Source organism: Streptosporangium sp. NPDC053982 (assembly GCF_055585205.1).
The window spans coordinates 37937-56617 of sequence record NZ_JBVJKQ010000013.1; the positions used below are offsets into that span (position 1 = coordinate 37937).

General features: G+C 72.9%; 15 protein-coding genes. 9 read left to right on the forward strand and 6 right to left on the reverse strand.

Annotated features, from left to right (window positions below; genetic code table 11):
• Positions 1-172: 172 nt before the first annotated feature.
• Complete coding sequence (locus ACZ6W9_RS24040) at positions 173-394, reverse strand: DUF397 domain-containing protein (RefSeq protein ID WP_389957854.1); 222 nt, start codon at positions 392-394, stop codon at positions 173-175.
• Entirely contained in the window at positions 391-1248 is an 858-nt protein-coding gene (locus ACZ6W9_RS24045) for a helix-turn-helix domain-containing protein (RefSeq protein WP_470119724.1), read from the reverse strand. The genes ACZ6W9_RS24040 and ACZ6W9_RS24045 overlap by 4 nt, the downstream gene beginning before the upstream one ends.
• 1000 nt (positions 1249-2248) lie before the next feature.
• Between ACZ6W9_RS24045 and ACZ6W9_RS24050 the strand changes: the two genes are divergently transcribed.
• The 3 genes from ACZ6W9_RS24050 to ACZ6W9_RS24060 all read left to right on the forward strand — a co-directional run bounded on the left by ACZ6W9_RS24050 (position 2249) and on the right by ACZ6W9_RS24060 (position 4093).
• Positions 2249-2785, forward strand: coding sequence for an ATP-binding protein (locus tag ACZ6W9_RS24050; RefSeq protein ID WP_389957851.1), 537 nt, complete (start codon positions 2249-2251; stop codon positions 2783-2785).
• Positions 2786-2987: 202 nt separating this feature from the next.
• Positions 2988-3605 carry an HAD family hydrolase gene (locus ACZ6W9_RS24055; protein ID WP_362931316.1) on the forward strand — a complete coding sequence of 206 codons (618 nt, stop codon included), beginning with the start codon at positions 2988-2990 and terminating at the stop codon, positions 3603-3605.
• Between the two features lie 89 nt (positions 3606-3694).
• A complete protein-coding gene (locus ACZ6W9_RS24060) occupies positions 3695-4093 on the forward strand; it encodes a cold-shock protein (RefSeq protein ID WP_389957848.1) in 399 nt (132 codons plus the stop codon).
• 116 nt (positions 4094-4209) lie between these two features.
• Here the strand turns inward: ACZ6W9_RS24060 and ACZ6W9_RS24065 are convergent, their stop codons facing one another.
• On the reverse strand, positions 4210-6012 hold the full coding sequence (locus ACZ6W9_RS24065) for an MFS transporter (RefSeq protein WP_389957846.1): 1803 nt from the start codon (positions 6010-6012) through the stop codon (positions 4210-4212).
• A gap of 288 nt (positions 6013-6300) precedes the next feature.
• Here ACZ6W9_RS24065 and ACZ6W9_RS24070 point away from each other — a divergent pair, with 288 nt between their 5' ends.
• The gene (locus tag ACZ6W9_RS24070; protein ID WP_389957844.1) at positions 6301-7128 is read left to right on the forward strand and encodes a DUF3027 domain-containing protein; all 828 of its coding nucleotides are present in this window, start codon (positions 6301-6303) and stop codon (positions 7126-7128) included.
• Positions 7129-7251: 123 nt separating this feature from the next.
• Positions 7252-10365: a sacsin N-terminal ATP-binding-like domain-containing protein gene (locus ACZ6W9_RS24075; protein ID WP_470119727.1), complete on the forward strand. Its 3114-nt coding sequence runs from the start codon at positions 7252-7254 to the stop codon at positions 10363-10365.
• A gap of 165 nt (positions 10366-10530) precedes the next feature.
• Here the strand turns inward: ACZ6W9_RS24075 and ACZ6W9_RS24080 are convergent, their stop codons facing one another.
• Positions 10531-10833 carry a DUF2530 domain-containing protein gene (locus ACZ6W9_RS24080; protein ID WP_389957839.1) on the reverse strand — a complete coding sequence of 101 codons (303 nt, stop codon included), beginning with the start codon at positions 10831-10833 and terminating at the stop codon, positions 10531-10533.
• A 129-nt stretch (positions 10834-10962) separates the two neighbouring features.
• Here ACZ6W9_RS24080 and ACZ6W9_RS24085 point away from each other — a divergent pair, with 129 nt between their 5' ends.
• On the forward strand, positions 10963-12426 hold the full coding sequence (locus ACZ6W9_RS24085; protein ID WP_362931326.1) for an NCS2 family permease: 1464 nt from the start codon (positions 10963-10965) through the stop codon (positions 12424-12426).
• Positions 12427-12552: 126 nt separating this feature from the next.
• On the opposite strand, the gene ACZ6W9_RS24090 is transcribed toward ACZ6W9_RS24085, so the two are convergent.
• Positions 12553-14058 (reverse strand): ATP-binding protein, encoded by a 1506-nt coding sequence (locus tag ACZ6W9_RS24090; protein WP_389957837.1) that lies wholly within the window; start codon positions 14056-14058, stop codon positions 12553-12555.
• A gap of 188 nt (positions 14059-14246) precedes the next feature.
• Positions 14247-15551 (reverse strand): alpha/beta hydrolase family protein, encoded by a 1305-nt coding sequence (locus tag ACZ6W9_RS24095; protein ID WP_470119730.1) that lies wholly within the window; start codon positions 15549-15551, stop codon positions 14247-14249.
• 239 nt (positions 15552-15790) lie between these two features.
• Between ACZ6W9_RS24095 and ACZ6W9_RS24100 the strand changes: the two genes are divergently transcribed.
• From ACZ6W9_RS24100 to ACZ6W9_RS24110, 3 genes are all read left to right on the forward strand, one after another.
• Complete coding sequence (locus ACZ6W9_RS24100; RefSeq protein ID WP_470119732.1) at positions 15791-17113, forward strand: sensor histidine kinase; 1323 nt, start codon at positions 15791-15793, stop codon at positions 17111-17113.
• The gene (locus tag ACZ6W9_RS24105; protein WP_470119734.1) at positions 17110-17814 is read left to right on the forward strand and encodes a response regulator; all 705 of its coding nucleotides are present in this window, start codon (positions 17110-17112) and stop codon (positions 17812-17814) included. The genes ACZ6W9_RS24100 and ACZ6W9_RS24105 overlap by 4 nt, the downstream gene beginning before the upstream one ends.
• Positions 17815-18108: 294 nt before the next feature.
• Entirely contained in the window at positions 18109-18561 is a 453-nt protein-coding gene (locus tag ACZ6W9_RS24110; RefSeq protein WP_389957830.1) for a MarR family winged helix-turn-helix transcriptional regulator, read from the forward strand.
• Positions 18562-18681: the final 120 nt, after the last annotated feature.

Sequence of the window (18681 nt, forward strand, 5' to 3'; positions counted from 1 at the left end):
GTCCCCGACAAAGGCTCAAGTGCTCACGGGGACGGGACCGGGCGCCGGACCGGTCTCGCCGGCGCGGCCCTGGTGGGAGCACCGTGGAAGCCGCCGACGTTCCCGACGCCGGTGCCGGCGGCCGGCTCGGTCCTCCTCCAGATACGCCGGGGACCGGTGCTGAGGAAGCGATTCAGTGACCTGGACGGTCGAAAGCGCCCGCTCGGACCCCTTCGAGGAAGGCCCGCCATCCGTCTCCGCCGAACCTCAGCACCGGTCCGTCCGGATCCTTGCTGTCCCGTACGGCGTGGCCTCCGCCGGGCAGACGTGCCACTTCCACACAGTTGTCCTGCTGAGCGCTCTGGCTGCTCTTGCGCCAGGCGAGTCCGGGAAGAGCCTGGTCCACGATGCTCACTCCTGCTCCTGTCCTAGGAGATCAACGAGTTCGGCGATGTAACGGACGGACTGCTCAACGGTCAGGGCTGCCGCGATTACACGGTCAAAAGTGAGCGTATACGCCTGAACCTCCTCTGGTCTCTCCAGAAAAAGGTTGTCTGTCGGTGTCTCCAGATAGACGATCGACGGGTCCAGGTCACCCACGAAGTCCAGGATGACGAACCCGCTTCCCATCGCCGCGTGCGCGCCGGTCGAGTCCGTTATCACCTGGACGGTGATGTTGGACCGCGCCGCCATGTCGGCCAGATGACTGAGCTGTTCGGCCATGACCTTCGGGCCGCCGACCATCTTTCTCAGCGCCGCTTCGTCGATCACCGCCCACAGTTGAGGTGGGTCATCACGGGTGAGGATCGTCTGCCGGGCCAGGCGTGCTTCGACGCGGCGGCGAACGGACTCCTGATCGAGCACCTGGCCGGCCTGGAAGATCGCAGTGGCGTAGTCGGCCGTTTGCAGGAGGCCGGGGATCGTGACCAGCTCGACGGTGCGGATCTGGGTGGCCTCGGCTTCGAAGCCGGGAAGGCTGCCGCCGAACACGTCCTTGTACTTCGTCCACCAACCCCGCTCGCGGGCCTGCCGGGCGAGATCCAGGATCGCTTCGCGTACGGCGACGTCGGTGACGCGGTAGAGGTCCAGCAGCAGACGGATGTTCCCGATGTCGGGCAGCACCCATTTGTTCTGTTCCATATGCGTGAGTCGGCCCCTCGACCATTCCAGGCGTCTGGCGACCTCGTCATGTGTGAGGCCGGCCTGCTCGCGGAGCCGGATGAGTTCGGCGCTGAGGCGTCGCCTTCTCACTGTGGGACTACCGACCACCTATCTTCTCCTTCTACGCAATGAATGAAAGTGGCGGAAGTTGCAGACAAAACAGACCATTATCGCAATGTAATTTTGGGCTTGAAAATTCTGCGGCCAAAACTCACTATCTGAAGAGCATTGGTTGCCGAGGGTGATGGAGCATGGGTCCTGCGTAACGCACCTTCGGAATTCTCATAGAGCTGGTGAGCCGCCACATGGCCGACATCGGACTCGGCTCATCGGGCATTACCGCTCGGCCATGGACGCCATGAAGACGCTCTGCCAGGCGAGTGACGTCGCCTGGCAGAGCCTTGAATCGCACGTCGGAGGTGCGACCCGTGCACAACCCTAGTAGAGGCATGCGGATCACCCGGGTCCGTTGGCATGCCGAACAACCACCCACCCCGCTCGGATGCCGCTGGTGCGGCCACCCGCCCTACGCCCACGACACCCACGGCCTGCCCAACCGCCCCGGACATCTGTGGGAGCAGCCCACACCCGCCCAGGTTCGCGCCCGCATGGCCGCCCGCAGGCGACTCGGCCTGTGCGACCGTCCCTTCCCCGGCACGATCAAGCCCACCACGGCCCGCTCCTCCAGGCTGTTCCACTCGCCCACGGGCTCTCCGGTGAGCAGACCGGCTATGGGCTTCTCTGCGGGCCAGGGGCGGCACGCGCGGCCGGCGGCGACCGCCGTCACGCCGTACGGACGAGGAGGGCCGCGCCCGCAGGACGCATACGTGCGGGACTCGCCACCGGGACCGCGCCCGCCGTACGGGAACTCATCGCACGGAGGCTCGCCGTACGGGGGCAGGCACGGGGCACGACGCGAGGGAGTGGCGGTATGAGCCCGGAGCGCCGGGCCGACGGACCGAGGGGCCTGACCCCACAGTCCCGGCCGGACGGAGAGGCGGAGAGAGCGGCGCGGTTGCTGTCGAGGCTGCTCCGCGTGCTCGCCCGGCGTCCCGGAACGGCGAACGGCTCCGATGGCGCGCACCCCACTGAGACCGTACGCCCGGGAGTGGAAGCGGCGTGGCCGCCGCGACCCGGGCGGACCGGGACGGGCCTGCCGGTGATCTCCCACCGCTTCCCCGCCAGTCGCGACCAGGTCAGGCACGCCCGCGACTTCGTCGCCGGACTGCTCGGCGACGGCCACCCGCTGCGCGACGACGCCGTACTGCTGACCAGCGAACTGGCGACCAACGCCGTCGAGCACGTATGTGGGCCGAGCGGCGAGACGAGCAGGCCGGGCGGGTCGGCCGGACCGAACGGACCGAACGGACCGAACGGTGAGGTGGGCAGGCAAGGCGGGCCGACCAGTGAAACGAGGCAGGGCGGGCGGCGGGAGTTCCTCGTCACCGTCGCGTTCGTCGGGCGCGGTGTGCTGGTCACCGTCCAGGACCCCGGCTCCTCCCGCATCCCCTGCCCCCGCGACCCCACACCCGACGCCGTCGGCGGACGCGGCCTCGCCCTCGTCGACGCCCTCGCCTCCCGCTGGGGCTTTCACCGCGACTCTCTCGGCACCGTCATCTGGTTCGAACTGCGCTCTCCCGGCTGACGACCCGCCCAGGGATCCGCGGGGATCCACAGGGTGGCCGCCGCCCGGCCCGTTCCCGGGGGCGATCACCCCGCCCTCGGGGGAACGGGACCGTTCACCGGTGGCGATTACCCCCGCCCCCGCGGGATTTGGCACACTGCGGGGAGCGTGCGGGGTGAGCCCTCCGGCGGATGACGAGGAGTGTTGAGCGGATGAGCGTCCGATGACGTCGGTGGGATTCGACCTGGACCTGACGCTCGCCGACACGCGCGCCGGCATCGCCGCCGTCTACGACGAGCTGTCCCTGCGGCTCGGCGTGTTCATCGACAGCGCCGTCGTGGTGGCCAGGCTCGGGCCGCCGCTGGAGTGGGAGCTGGCCAACTGGCTGCCGCCGGAGGAGATCCCGCCGGCCGTGGCCCTCTACCGGGAGCTGTACCCCTCGATCGCCGTGCCCGCCACCGTGACCATGCCCGGCGCGCGCGAGGCCGTCGAGGCCGTACGGCGTGGCGGCGGCCGGGTCATCGTGGTGACCGGGAAGAACACCGTCGACGCGACGCGGACGGTCGAGTTCCTCGGCCTGGAGGTGGACGCGGTCGCCGGGTCGGTCTTCGGAGCCGCCAAGGGCCCGGCCCTCGCCGACTTCGGCGCGACCGCCTACGTGGGGGACCACGTGGCCGACATCGAGGCGGCCAGGGCGGGCGGCGCGGTCAGCGTGGCGGTGGCCACCGGCGGCCACCCGGCGGAGGATCTGCGTGATCACGGGGCCGATGTGGTCCTGGCGGATCTGACCGAGTTCGGGGAGTGGTTCGGCGGTTGGCGAAACGCCGCTGTCGTCGCGTAATTCCGCGGAAATAGACGGTCGCTCCCGGCGTCCTGTGGGCATAACCTACATCCATTCCGTTTCACGACAGTCTGAACGAGGTCACCCCTGTGCCGAGTGGCAAGGTCAAGTGGTACGACGCCGACAAGGGTTTCGGCTTCCTCACCCGCGACGACGGCGGTGAGGTCTTCGTGCATTCCTCCGCGCTTCCCGGTGGCGTGGACATCCTCAAGCCAGGGCAGAAGGTCGAGTTCGGTGTGGCCGAGGGGCGCCGTGGCCAGCAGGCGCTCTCGGTCCGCGTGATCGACCAGCCCCCGACGCTCGCCAGGGCCGCCAAACCGAAGGGCAAGCGCAAGAAGCCCGACGAGATGGTGGTCATCGTGGAAGACCTGATCAAGCTGCTGGACGACGTCTCCACGGCGTACCAGAAGGGCAAGCACCCCGAGCCCGCGCACGGCAGGAAGATCGCCGCGATCCTCCGTACGGTGGCCGACGACCTGGAGGCCTGACCGCGCCGACGGCTGACCGCCGGCCGCGTTCCGGCGGCCCCGGCCTGACCGCACGGCCCCCGCGACCGGCAGGGGACCGTGCCGTCGCGGGGCCCGACGACCGACTGCCGGGTGGCTCAGCCGTGCGGGTTGGTCAGCGGCTTGGTGTGCTTGTCCGTCTTCTTGTCCGCCGGGTGGTCCCCGTGACGCACGATCGCGGTGGCCGGTCCGGCGGGCTTCGGGGCACGCCGCGTCCACCGGAGCCGGCGCGTGCCGGACGCCGCGGAGTCGTCGTACGGCTCGCCCGCCGGACCGCCGGGCGTCGCTCCACCGGGCACCGGGCCGCCCGGCGCGGGACCGCCGGACGGGGGACCCTGCGGATCGCCGCCCGGCGCGGGCGGGGCGGCGGGCCCCTCGGAGTCGGTCGCGTCGTCCCCGGCGGCCGTCGCGGCGGCGGGGACGACGGAAACGGCCGAGGAATCGGGAGCGGTCGAGGCGCCGGGAGCGGATCGCGCGGCCTGGATCCGCTCCTCCACCGCCATCGTCCGTCCCCGGCGCCGAGCCACCAGCCAGCCGAACGAGCCGCCCAGCAGCGCCGCCATCACCGCGAGCCCGGTACGGCCGCCGGCGAACAGCGACAGCAGCAGCCCGAACAGGCCGCCGGCCACCCAGGTGATCTGCAGGATCGCCTCCACCACGCCGAAGGTGGACGAGCGCACCTCCTCGCCGATCTCGCGCTGCACGATGGCGTCGAGCGCCAGCTTGCCCAGTCCCTGGGCGAACGCGGCCACCAGGGCGACGGCCACCGCCGTCCACAGCGTGAACACGACCGCGGGGACGATCGTCGCCACGGTCGCCAGCGCCAGTGTGGCCAGCACGATGACCTGAGGCGAGCGGCGGCGCATCCGGGAGGCCACGGCCGTGCCGGCGAGGCCGCCCGCCCCGGCGGCCACCGCGAGCAGGCCGATGGTCACCGCGGGCGTCTGGCCCGGCAGCTTGCCGTCCTGCACCAGGAACAGCAGGTAGAACAGCAGGAACCCGGACTGGACGCGGATGGCCATGTTGGCCCGCATCGCCTCGGTGACCACCGGGCCGACGTTCAGCAGGGTGCGCCAGCGGTGCGGCCGCTCCTCCCCCTCCTCCCGGAGCTCCTCCAGGTCGGGGGAGTCGACGTGGCGGGGGAGCCGTACGGCCCACACCCCCTGGAGCAGGAAGACCACCGTCGCCCCGCGCAGTATCCAGTCGCCGCCGATCCAGGCGCTGACGCCCGCGCCGACCGGGACCGCCACCCCGGCCGCCACCAGCGCGAACAGCGCGACCCTGGCGTTCGCGGTGACCAGCGGGATGTCGGCCGGCAGCACGTTCGGCATGATCGCGGCGCGGGAGACGCTGTAGGCCTTCGACAGCACCAGCACGGCCAGCGCCGCCGGGAAGATGGTGAACGGGTCGCCGCTGACGAACGCCGCCGCCATCGCGAAGCACAGCAGTCCCCGGCCGAACAGCGTGCCGGCCATCACGAAGCGCCGGCCGGAGCGGAGGCGGTCGAGGACCGGGCCGACGAACGGCGCGACCACCACGAAGGGGATCATCGTGATCAGCAGGTAGAGGGCGACCTGGCCGCGGGCCTCGTTGACCGGGAGCTTGAACAGCGTCCCGGCCAGGGCGGCGGTGACCAGCGCGTCGCCGGCGCTCTGCGCGGCGGTCAGCTCGATGAGCGGCCCCAGCCCGGTACGGCCGGCCCCCTGGGCATGGGTGAGCCGCCGCATGGCCCGGCCGGTCCGGCGCACCCCGCCGGCCGTGCCGCGACCGGCGCGCGCCGCCGCCCGTCCCGCGCCCCGGCCCGCCCGTACGGTGCCCCGCCCTGCCCCGGCCGCCGCCCGGCCGGTCCGGCGGGACGCCTCGCCCACCACCCGCCGCGTCCGGTTCCACCCGTTTCCCACGCATCCAGTCTTACCCGATCGATCTCGCCCTACGATCGGTCCGTTGCTCGGCCCGGCCGTTCCGCGGCGCGCGTCCGGCGTGGCCGGGACGCCTTTTCGCACCCGGGACCGGTTCCTGGAAAAATGGTGATGGCCAGGTCGTCCGATGGCCGCCGCCCGTCCCTCCCGTGCAGGGGAGGACGGTGCCGTCCGCTCCGGACATGGGTGAGAATGAACTGTGAGTCAGCGCAACGAGCGAGCGAGCAAGCACAGCGACCGTCCGGTTGCGGGGCCGACGGGAGCGAGCTCGTGAGCCCCGCCAGGACCCGCACCCCGGTTCTCGACCCCGCCTGCGCCGCCGCCGTGGACCTGGCCCGTTCCGCCGTCGAGGAGAACGTCCCGCCCGGCGAGGTGGGCGGGCACCTCGGAGTGGAGAGCGACGGCGAGCGGGTCGCCACCCATTACTTCGCCTGCCTCGACCGCGCCTACATCGGCTGGCGGTGGGCGGTGACCGTCGCCCGCGCCTCGCGGGCGCGCAACGTCACGGTCAGCGAGGTCGTGCTCGTGCCCGGCGAGGGCGCGCTGCTGCCGCCGCAGTGGGTGCCGTGGAGCGAGCGCCTGCTCCCCGGCGACCTCGGCGTGGGCGACCTGCTGCCCACCGCGGCCGACGACGTCCGCCTCGCGCCCGGCTTCACCGACACGGGTGAGGAGACCGACCGCGAGATGTTCTTCGAGTACGGCCTCGGCAGGGCCCGGGTGCTGTCCCCGGTCGGCCGCGACCGTGCCGTGCGGCGCTGGCACGCGGGCGAGGCCGGGCCGCACACCCCGATCGCGCACGCCGCGCCCGCCCAGTGCTCCACCTGCGGTTTCTACTGGCCGCTGGCCGGCGCGCTGGGCGGCACGTTCGGCGTCTGCACCAACGAGTTCGCCCCGGACGACGGCCGCGTGGTCGCCGCCGACCACGGCTGCGGCGCGCACTCGGAGGCGGCCGTGACGCCGCCCCAGGTCGAGCCGACCGCGCCGATCCTCGACGAACTCGCCTACGACATCACCGAGCACCTCGCGGAGGAGCTGCCGGGGGCGGACCGCGGCGGTTCGGTGGACGACGCCGCGGCCGAGCCGCTGGGCCACTCCTGACGCGGCCCCTCGCGGGGCCGCGTCCCGGTCCCCGCGGGGCCGTCCGGCGCGGGCGGGGCCGTTCACCGGCCCGCCGGCCCGGCGTGCGACGTGACCATTGGAGCCTCTTCGACCCTTGGACTCATGGCTGTGACTGACATTTTCGGCCCCGACACCTTCGGCACCGACCGGATGCGCTCCGCGGTGCTCGCGGCCTGGACGGCCTCGCCCGCGCGGTTCCGTGAGGACGCCAACGCCGAGGAGGACTTCGCGCTCGGCGGCTACCGCGACCGGCTGATCGTCGAGCTCGCCCAGAACGCCGCCGACGCCGCGGTCCGCGCCAGCGTGCCGGGGCGGCTGCGCCTGGCGCTGCGCGAGGGCGTGCTGTCGGCGGCCAACACCGGCGCGGCGGTGGACACCGCCGGGATCGAGAGCCTGTCGACGCTGCGCGCCTCCGCCAAGCGCGGCGAGGAGGACGCCGCGGGCCGCTTCGGCGTCGGCTTCGCCGCCGTGGTCTCGGTCAGCGACGAGCCGGTGATCGGCTCGCTCGGGTCCGGGGTGGTCCGCTGGTCCCGTTCCCAGACCGCCGCGCTGGTGGCCGCCGAGCCGGTGCTCGCCGCGGAGCTGGCCGAGCGCGGCGGGCACGTGCCGCTGCTGCGCCTGCCGTTCCCGGCGGGTCCGGTGGAGGTGCCGCCGGGGTTCGACACGCTCGTCCGGCTGCCGCTGCGCGACGCCGCGTCCGAGGACGCCGTACGGCGGATGCTGCGGGAGGCCGGTCCCGCGCTGCTGCTCGGGCTGCCCGCGCTGGAGTCGATCGAGATCGACCTCGACGGCGAGACGCGCACGATCCTGCCGGGCGGCTGGCGGGTGGTCTCGGTGTCCGGGCGGTTCACCCCGGAGGAGGCCGCCGAGCTGTTCGCCGACCGGCCGACCGAGGAGCGGAGCCGCCCCCACTGGCTGGTCCGCTGGGCCGTACCGGTCGCCGAGGCGTCGGGTGAACCGCGGCCGCTGCCCGAGCTGGTCCGGCCGGTGGTGCACGCGCCGACGCCCAGCGACGAGCCGCTCGACCTGCCCGTCCTGCTCATCGCCTCCTTCCCGATGGCGACCGACCGGCGGCACGTGGCCATGGGGCCGCTGACCGACTTCCTGGTGGAGCGCGCCGCCGACGCCTACCTCGACCTGCTGGCCGGGCTGCCCCGCACGCCCGCCCTCCTCGACCTCGTCCCCGGACTGATGGGCAGGGGCGAGCTCGACGCGCGGATCCGCCGCGCCATCCTGCGCAGGCTTCCGGACCTGCCGCTGCTCCCGGCGCTGTCGCCCCCCGCCGACGCCGCCGCCGGGCCGGGCGAAGCCACCGGGGACAGCGGGGCCGCCGGGGACGCCGGGGAGATCGTCGTCGCGGGACGGCAGGCGTCGGTGGTGGCGGCGCCGGGCGAACTGCTCACGAAGATCGCCGGCATGGTCCCCGGGCTGCTGCCGGCCGGGTGGCCGTCCCGGCACCCCGCGATCTCCGCGCTCGGCGTCCGGCGGGTGCAGCTGTCCGACGTGGTGGACATGCTCTCCGGGGACGCCGTCGCCGACCTCGGCCCCGGGTGGTGGCGGTCGCTGTACGAGGTGCTGCCCGCCGACGACCCCGAGGCGCTCGGCGCGCTGCCGGTGCCGCTGGCCGACGGCCGCCTGGTCCGGGGGCCGCGCGGCACGCTGCTGCTGAGCGACGGCTCGGCGCTGGACCCGGCGGTGCTGGGCCCGCTGGGCCTGCGAGTGGTCCACCCGGAGGCCGCCCACCCGCTGCTGCTGCGCCTGGGCGCCGCCGAGGCGACGCCCAGGACGGTCCTTGAGGACCCGCTGACCCGTTCGGCCGTCGCGGAGTCGCTGGACGGCCCCGACCCCGAGCCGGTGGCGCAGGCGGTGCTCGCGCTGGTGGACGCCGCCGGGCTGGTCCCCGGTGACGCGCCGTGGCTGTCGGAGCTGGCGCTGCGCGGCTCCGACGGCGAGCTGTACCCGGCGGGCGAGCTTCTCCTGGCCGACGGCGCGCTGGCCGGGCTGCTCGACGCCGAGACCCACTTCGGCACGGCCGCGCCCGACCTGGTGGAGCGGTACGGTCCCCGGGTGCTGGCCGCGACCGGCGTGCTCGACGGCTTCGCCGTGGTCAACGACGCCGACGTCATGCTCGACCCGGACGAGTGCGACCACGACCTCGACCGCGAGGAGGAGTGGCTGGAGGCGGTGCTCGACCTGCTGCCCGACCTCGACGTGCCGCCGGTCGCCCGTGAGTTCTCCGCCGTCCGCGACCTGGAGTACGTCGCCGACTGGCCGTCGGCCCTGGCCCTGCTGTCACGCCCGCCGCTGCGCTCGGTCCTGCACCCGCTGCGGATCCTGGCGGCCGGCGAGGTCGTGGAGGTGCCGTCCTACACCGCGTGGTGGCTGTCCACCCGCCCGGTCCTGGACGGCCGGCGTCCCACGCAGCTGCGGCTGCCGGCCGCCGACCCGCTGCTGTTCGGCCTGTACGGCGACGCGTCCCCGGCGGTGGACGAGGCCGCGCTCGCCATGATCGGCGTGCGGACCACCCTGGCCGACCTGCTCGCCTCGCACGGCGGCCCCGACGAGCTGCTGGACCTGCTGGGCGACCCCTCGGTCGAGGTGGACCGGGCGCAGCTGCGGTCGCTGTGGGTGGCGCTCGCCGGTGTCGAGCCCGCCCGCGTCGCGCCGCCGACGGCGGTGCGGGCGATCCTCGACGGTGAGATCGTCGTCGTGGACGTCGAGAACGGGCGGCTGCTCGCGGGGTCCGACCGCGTCGGGGGCGCCGGGGCCGAGGTGCCCGAGCCGGTGGTGGTGGAGGCCCCGGACCTGCTGCCGCTGGTGGCGGGCCGCCCGCTGGTGCTGGCCCCGTTCGATCTCGCCGAGGCGCTGTCGGAGCTGCTGGACCTGCCGCTGGCGGGGGAGGAGGCGGCCGGTGAGGTGACCTCGTCGGGCGCGGTGCGCGAGGTGCCGCCCGCCGTACGGTCGCTGCTGCCCACCGCGCCCGCCACGTACGTGGAGCACGAGAAGCTGCTGGTGGACGGCGTCCCCGCGGCCTGGCGGTTCTTCGAGGGCGCGGTGCACGCCTCGGGTGCGGAGGGCCTGGCGCGGGGGCTGGCCTGGGCGTCGGGTCAGTGGGGCGACCGGCTGGCCGTGGCGGCGCTGCTGCGCGACCCGGCGGCCGTGCCGCTGCTGCTGGCCGAGGCCGACCTGGACAGCTGGACCGCCTCGACGGACTAGCGCTCCGGACGGGGGCGGTCGCCGGGGCCGCCCCCGTCATGGACGGAGAGGGACCGGACGCTCCTCAGCCGGGGTCGCCCCTTCGTCGTGGACGGGGAGCCGTCGGGCGATCCTCAGCCGGAGACCGTCCTGGCCGGGCCGACCGGCTCCTCGCCGGGCCGCCGGTCAGGGGGTGGGCGGCGAGGTGGGGGAGACCGGCGGGATCGCGGTGGCGGGCTCGACCGGCTCCTCGCCGGGAGCCGGGGCCGAGGCCGGGGGGTGCCGGTCGCGCCGCCGGATGAACCACACGCCGAAGACGCCGCCGCAGATGCCCGAGACGCAGGTCCAGATCCACCAGTGGTGCTCGGCGTCGGTGCCGACGACCAGAAGCACGACGAGGGCGGCCGCCCACAGGCCGATGCCCGTGAGGATCGTGGCCGTGTCGTTGGTCTTCAGCGGCTGGAGATCCGAGGGGCGAGACTGCTTCACGGAGCCAGCGTAGGCGACAGGGACTCACCGCCAGCAACCTGGCCCCGTGAGATCGCGAATCGGTCGCGAAAACATCACCATCCCGGCCTGGCTCTTCCGGCGGCGGACACGCACTGTCACCCTGCGTCCGTGACTGACAGTAAACCCACCCAATTGAGCGGTCTTGACCGTTTCTTTCGCATTTCCGAGCGCAACTCGTCGGTCGGCCGAGAGGTCCGGGGCGGCCTGGCGACCTTCTTCACGATGGCCTACATCGTGGTGCTCAACCCCCTGATCATCGCCACCGCCAAGGACGCCGACGGCCAGTTCATCGCCGACGCGACCTCCGCGCCCACCGGCCTGGTGGCCGCCGGGACCGCCTTCGTCGCCGGCGTGCTGTGCATCCTGATGGGCGTCGTCGGGAAGGTCCCGTTCGCGATGGCCGCCGGGCTCGGCCTGAACGCCTTCGTCACCTACGGCATCGCCTCGCAGATGTCGTGGGAGGCGGCCATGGGCCTGGTCTTCCTCGAAGGCGTGATCATCGCCCTGCTGGTGCTGACCGGGTTCAGGACGGCGGTGTTCAACGCCATCCCGCCCCAGCTGAAGACCGCGATCAGTGTCGGCATCGGCCTGTTCATCGCGCTGATCGGCTTCGTGGACGCCGGTTTCGTCCGCAAGGCGCCGGCCGTTCCGCTGGAGCTGGGCATCGGCGGCAACCTGACGAGCTGGCCGATCTTCGTGTTCGTGGCCGGCCTGCTGCTGCTCGTCATGCTCGTGGCCCGCAAGGTGAAGGGCGCCATCCTCCTCGGCATCGTCGGGACCACCGTTCTGGCGATCATCGTGGAGGCCGTCGCCAAGGTCGGCGGCTCGGGCACGCCCGACCAGCCGAACCCCGGCGGCTGGCGGCTCGTCGTGCCCGCGATGCCGGAGAAGGTCTTCGGGTTCGAGAACCCGCTGGTGCTGTTCCGGGAGTTCGACCCGTTCGGCGCGTTCGGCTCCGTCTCGGTCATCGTGGCGCTGCTGCTCGTCTTCACCCTGCTGATCACCGACTTCTTCGACACCATGGGAACGATCGTCGGCGTCGGAGGGCAGGCGGGCCTGATCGAGGAGGACGGCACGCTGCCCCGGACCAGGGAGATCCTCCTGGTCGACTCGATCGGCGCGGCGGTCGGCGGCGCGGCCTCGGTCTCGTCCAACACCACCTACGTCGAGTCGGCGGCGGGCGTCGGGGAGGGCGCGCGCACCGGTCTGGCCAGCGTCGTCACCGGCGTGCTCTTCCTGCTGGCGATCTTCGTGTCGCCGCTGGTCGCGGTCGTCCCGCACGAGGCCGCCGCCCCGGCGCTGGTCGTCGTGGGCTTCCTGATGATGACGGCGATCCGCGAGATCGACTTCACCGACTACGAGATCGCCATCCCGGCGTTCCTCACCATCGTGCTCATGCCGTTCAGCTACTCCATCGCCAACGGCATCGGCGCGGGCTTCGTCAGCTTCGTGCTGATCAAGCTGGCGAAGGGCAAGGCGCGCGAGGTCCACACCCTGATGTGGGTGGTCGCGGCGCTGTTCGTCCTCTACTTCGCCCTCGGCCCGATCAAGTCCCTCCTCGGCGTCGGCTGAGGAACGACACCGGCCGGGGAGCACGCCGGAGAGGCCGCTGCGGCGACGGCGCAGGTCGCCACGGCGGCCTCTCCGGCTTTCGCCCGGATCCGGGTCGTCCGGCCCGCGGTCCCGGGTGGTCCCGGGTCATCCGGGTACGAGAGGCGGAGCCGTCCTCCCGAAGAGGGAGGGCAGGTCGACCAGGAGCACATCGCCACGACGGCCGGCGGCCTCCACGAGGCCGGGATGGAACCCCTCCAGCGAGAAGATCGCCAGCAGGGCCGAGGTGACGTCGTGCCCCTCGCCGCGGAGGACCTCCTTCAGTCGTTCGAGTCGTTCCAGGTCGGCGGGGCCTCGCCGTACGAGGGTGGCCTTGGCCTCCCCGATGAGGCCCACCACGGCACGGCCGGCCCTTCTGTCCAGGGCGATGACGTCGATCTCGTGCTTGGCCCTGCCGCCCCTGTCGTTGACCACCGTCGAGGTGACCAGGCCGGTTCCTCCACGGAACGAGGGGTCGGTGTGGCGGCGGAGCCAGTCGCGGGCGCACTCCTCGAAGTGCGGGCCCAGAACGCGGGAGACGAAGGTGGCCTGTGAGTCGTGCCACGCCCGCGCCGAACCGCCCGTTTCGACGAGATCCCGTTTCGGGACGGTGATCAGGTTGTGGAAGCGGATGATGGGGTCCGCGACGGTGATCACCGGACGCCGCTCCCAGAGCGGGTCCGTCGAATGGTTGAGGTAGCCCGAACTCGTCAGCATCTCCAGCGGACGGCCGAGGGAGGTGCGATCCCGCTCCAGCATGCCGCCGATCTTCGCCGGGCTGGTCGCTCCGGAGGCGACCGCGTTGATGATCGCGTAGTGGAGCGAGTTGCCGGTGAACCGCGGGTCCTCCCGCAGGAGGTACTCGGCCTCGCTGCGGGAGAAGAGAGCCTGACCCGGGTCGAGGACCGTGGCGGGAATCCACGCGTCGAACTCCTGGAGGTTCCGGGGGGCGGGCCCGGGAGAGAGGTTGCGGTAGCCGGGCGACCCGCCGAGTACGGCGTGCAGGCGCAGGGCGGTCGCGGGATCGTCGATCCCCCAGTGCCGTGCGGTGGTGGTCAGGTCGAACGGCTGGAGGCGGAGGTCGACGGCGGCCCGCCCGCGCAGCGCCTTCGTGCCGGACATGAGCTCGTTCATCACGGAGATGGCCGATCCGCACAGGATCACCCTCCCGCCCTCGTGGCCGTGGCCGGTCTGCGAGCGGTCGTAGAGAAGCTGGAGCAGGCCGGGGATCTCCGGTGAGTGCGCCATCCAGTAGGGCAGTTCGTCGATGACCAGGAGCCCGGACACGCCGCTCCGGCGCGCGGTCAGGCTGATCGCCGAATCGAGGAGGGACTCCCAGCTTGCGTCGGCGCCCAGGAGATCCGGCCCGATGCCCGCGTACCGCGCGATGTCCTCCGCGAAGCGCCGCCGCGCGGCCGGCGCGCCCTCTTCGGCGACCGCGGAGACGTAGAGCCCGCCCACCGCGTCGGCCAGCGCGCGCAGGAGGTAACTCTTGCCGACCCGGCGGCGTCCCGAGACCACTCCCAGGCGCAGGTGCGGGTCGGGATGCCTGACGAACTCCGTGAGCGTCGACCATTCGGAGTCGCGAGAGAGCAGGCGAGAGGGCTTCTCCATTGCAGCCTCCTATTTTGTATGCTTGCAAGCATACAAAATAGGAGTCGGATTTATATACAACTTGTGTTCGCCCGGCGCACAAGAGCATGTCGCGGGTGCGGGTGCGGGGCCGAGGTGATGTCGTGTCCCGCGCCGCGGAGGATCTCCCTCGGCCGTTCGAGCCGTTCCGGAGCGGCGGGGCCGGTGGTCTAGGCGCAGGTCTTCCGTTCGACGTCGCACCGTTCGACCTCGGGGTGGCGTTTCGACGGCCTGTCGAACAGCGACTGGGGCCTGTGGCGCAGGTGCAGGTCGAAGAAGGCCCGGACGTGGTCGCGGGTGATCTCGACGGCCCGCTCTCCAGGCAGGTCCGGATTGCGGTGGATGCCGAGTCGCTCCACCAGCAGCCCGGTGTCGGTGAAGGAGGAGTGCTCCGCCCCCTTCACCACGAGCCAGCGCTTCCACCCGGTCAGACGCGCCCAGTCACGTTCCCACGTGGTGTCCCCGCCTCCCGGGCTGTGCCCCGCCTTCGTGCCCAGGAAGAGGAACGGCCGCGGCAGCCCGCCGTCCGGGATCGGGGCGAAGGTCGTGCCGTCCATGTCGATCCCGGCGCGCACGCGGGTGTCCTTCAGCATGGCGGCGATGACGCCCGCGCCGCCCGCCGAGTGCCCGGCCATCCCGATCCGGGACGGGGCGATCAGTGAGGTGCCCTTCCACGCGGGGCGCGCGCCGGTCAGCTCGTCCAGCACGAAGGAGACGTCGGCCGCCCGGCCCCGGGCCACCTTGTTCCAGAAGTCCTGGCCCTTGGTCGCCTCGCACGCGACACACGTGGTGATCCGGCCGTCGGGGAAGGACGTGGCCAGGCTCTCGTAGGTGTGTTCGACGCCGGCCACCACGTAACCCCTGCTCGCGAGTTCCTCGGCCAGGGCGGTGAGCGAGCTGCGGGGTTCGGTGAAGCCCGGGGAGAGCACCACCAGGGGCAGGCCGTGTTCACGCCCGGCCGGTTCGGCGCCGCTGAAGGCGTTGGTCCGCGTCCTGCTCAACGCGTCGTACGGCACGCCGGTGACCTCTTCGCCCTTCAGGATGAGCTCCGACTCCTTCGCCGTCATGTAAGGCGCTCGCTTCCCTCCACGGGACTTCGCCGGATACCACAGGGAGACCATGAGCTCCCTGGCCTTCACTCCGGGGACCCAGGGGTCGGCGCGGGAGGCGTCCCTGAGGTGCAGGGACGTGGTGCCGACCGGGTGGGGTCCGGTCGGTTCGGGGAGGCGGAGCGCGCCGGTCCGGGCGGCCGGCGCGCCGGTGGAGCCGGACGACGTCTCCTGTGAGGCGGCGGGCACGACCGGACCGGGTCCGGCCGGAGTGGACGCGAAGGCGCAGGAGGGGACGGCCACGAAGGCGAGCAGGGCCGCGACGGTGGTGGCGCCCCGACGGATCCGGCGGGGCGGCCCAGGCTCGCCGCCACCGTGTCCCGCGGCGCGGGCGATCGTGCGCTTCCTGTTCATCACATGGCTCATGAAGTGTCCTTCCTGACGGGATCGCCTCGACGGGACCCCTGATGGCGGCCGGTGGCGACTGGTGGCGGCAAAAACCTAGGCTTCGGCGGGGCCCGTCCGCGTCGGCTGCCATGGCGATATCGCGCCCCTCCCGGGGAGGACCCCTCCGCCGTGTCATCCCCGCGATGTACTCCTGGCGGCGGCGGAAACGGTCACCGGGACGGACGCGGGGCGCGCCGTACAACCGGGACAATTCACCGGTGATACGGAGTGAACGATGGAGGCGGCGGCGGTTCGGGCTGGATGTGCCGCGTCCCGCGTGGAAACCCGCCCGGCCCTCGCGCCGGTCGCTCCTCGCCGACCTGCTGCTCGCGATCGTCCTGACCGTCGCCGCGGTGGCCGCGACGGCGGGCTCCGTGGACGACGCCCACCGCGTCGGAGAGCGGCCGCCCTCCCTGCTGGAGCCCCTGCGACTGCGGCCCCCTCCTCCTCCGCCGCCGAGCGGCGAGGTCCCGCCTGACCGCCCGGAGCGGCCCGCCGTCCCCGCGGAGGACCGGAAGGACCGGGGCCCGCTCCCGCTCCTGGTGGTCCTGACGGCCCTGCCGCTGGCGGTGCGGAGGCTCTACCCCCTGGTCGCCTTCTGGACGGTGTTGGCCGCGGCGCTGGCCACCCACGACGACGCGACGTGGATCACCGTGCTGACGTTCGCCGTCGCCGCCTACGGCGCCGTGGCCCACAGCCCCCACCGGATGCCGGCCATCGGGGGCCTCGTCCTCGCCGCCGTGCTGGCGGGCGTCGCCTTCCGGGACTCCCTCCCGGCGCTGCCGGGTTGGCTGGGGCCGTTCGTGGTGCTGATGAGCGCCGGAGTCGCCGCCGGTCTCACCCGATCCTGGCGGCGGCGGCTCACCGAACTGCGGTACGCGCAGGAGGAGGCGATGCGCGAGGCCGTCCAGGAAGAGCGCTCCCGGATCGCCGGCGAACTACATGACGTCGTCACCCACAATGTGAACGTGATGGTGATCCAGGCCGGAGCGGCACGCAAGGTGATGGACACGGCTCCGGAACGGTCGAAGGAGGCCATGCTGGCGGTCGAAGCCGGTGGCCGGGCCGCCATGGCCGAGCTGCGCCACGTCATGGGACTGCTCGCCGGGCCCGGGAGCGAGCGGGCGGACGGCGCCGACGGGCTCGAACCGCAACCGGGACTCGACCGGCTCGACTCGTTGATCGAACGGGTCCGCGCGGCCGGGGTGCCGGTCGGGGCCGAGATCTCTCCGCCGCCCGGCCCGTTGCCGCCCGGGGTGGACCTCGCCGCCTACCGGGTCGTCCAGGAGGCGCTGACCAACACGATCAAGCACGCGGCCGGTGCGACGGCGTACGTCACCGTCGGCCACCGCGGCGACTGGCTGGAGATCGAGGTCACCGACACCGGGGGCGGGCGGACGGCACGCGCCGGAGACGGCCGGGGCCGGGGCCTGATCGGGTTGCGGGAGCGGCTCGCCCTCTACGGCGGCACCCTGCAGGCCGGGCCGCGAGACGACGGCGGCTACCGGACCAGGGCGCGGGTTCCGTGGACCACCACGTGAGCGGGCCCGTGCGCGTGGTCATCGCCGACGACCAGGCGCTGGTGCGCAGCGGGTTCGGGATGATCCTCACCGCCGACGGCATCGAGGTGACGGCCGAGGCGGCCGACGGGGCGGAGGCGGTCGCCGCCGTCCGGCGCACCCGGCCCGACGTCGTGCTCATGGACATCCGGATGCCGCGGATGGACGGCATCGAAGCCACCCGGCGGATCATGGCGGAAGGCGCGGACGGGACCCGCGTCCTCATCCTGACCACCTACGACCTCGATCACTACGTCTACGCCGCACTCGCCGCGGGGGCCAGCGGCTTCCTGCTCAAGGACGTCACCCCCGAGCACCTGGCGGCCGCGGTGCGCCTGGTGCGCGCGGGGGACGCCCTGCTCGCGCCGACGATCACCCGCCGCCTGGTCGAGCGGTTCGCCCGCCGCGACGAGGCCGGGACGGCCGTGCACCGGGACCTGTCGGAGCTGACGCCCCGGGAGCTGGAGGTGCTGCGCCTGCTGGCCACCGGGCTGAGCAACGCCGAACTCGCCGACCGGCTGAGTCTCAGCCCGGCGACGGTGAAGACCCATGTCGCGCGCATCCTGTCCAAGCTCGGCCTCAGGGACAGGGTTCAGGCGGTCGTGCTGGCCTACGAGACCGGGTTGATCGCCCCCGGCTCGTCCGGCGACGGTCCGCCGGAGGACACTCCCGGCCGGCGGTGACCGCCCGGGTCGTTCCCCGCCGCGCCGTCCGGCCGCCGACCCGACGGCGGCGGAACCCGGACGGCTCCGCCCCTGTCCGTACCCGCATGTCAGAAGCGGGCCGGTACACCCGTTCCGCGGGGTCCGGCGGAGGGGAGGAGGGCGCTCGCCGTACCCTGCGAACATGCGGCGGGCGTCGCTCGCGGAAGGCGATGACACCGTCCCTCCCGGGAAGCGGTGACACGCGGGAGAACCCCGTCTCGCCGGGAATGCCGGAGCGCCGTGTATAGTTAGCAAAGGTAATGAGTCTTGATAATGAACCCAAGCAAGGACCAACGCGCGAGTCTGCGCAGCGACGCCGGTCTGGCCTCGGCGCTGCGCGTGTCGCTGGCGCGACTGAACAGGCGCCTGCGCAGGCAGGCCGCGGGGCACTCACTGACCCCCACCCAGCTCGCGACGCTCGCCGCGGTGGAACGGCATTCCGGGATAACCCCCGGCGAATTGGCCGAGCTCGAGAAGGTGCAACCGCCCTCGATGACCCGCGTGACCGCCGTGCTGGACGAGCGAGGGCTGGTGTCGCGCACACCGCACCCGACCGACCGGCGCCAGGTGACGCTGAGCGTGACCGAGGCGGGCTCGGCGCTGCTGAAGGAGGAGCGCCGCCGCAAGGAGGCGTGGCTGACACGGCAGCTGAAGGAGCTGACACCCGAGGAGAGGGCCGTGCTGAGGCAGGCGGCTCCGATTCTGGAGAAGCTCAGCCGGATCTAGCCGAACCCGAGGAACCCCGCGCCTCGGCGGCCCCGCAGGACGCCGAGGCGCACGCCCTACCGGACAACGCTGAAACGCACGCCGTACCGGAGGGCGCCGGGAGCGCCGTACCGCAGGAGG

What these genes read in the sequence shown, in the direction of transcription:
- ACZ6W9_RS24090 (WP_389957837.1), bottom strand. Translation starts at nt 14,058, where the DNA reads ATGGAGAAGCCCTCTCGCCTGCTCTCTCGCGACTCCGAATGGTCGACG.
- ACZ6W9_RS24055 (WP_362931316.1), top strand. Translation starts at nt 2,988, where the DNA reads ATGACGTCGGTGGGATTCGACCTGGACCTGACGCTCGCCGACACGCGC.
- ACZ6W9_RS24110 (WP_389957830.1), top strand. Translation starts at nt 18,109, where the DNA reads ATGAACCCAAGCAAGGACCAACGCGCGAGTCTGCGCAGCGACGCCGGT.
- ACZ6W9_RS24095 (WP_470119730.1), bottom strand. Translation starts at nt 15,551, where the DNA reads ATGAGCCATGTGATGAACAGGAAGCGCACGATCGCCCGCGCCGCGGGA.
- ACZ6W9_RS24075 (WP_470119727.1), top strand. Translation starts at nt 7,252, where the DNA reads ATGGCTGTGACTGACATTTTCGGCCCCGACACCTTCGGCACCGACCGG.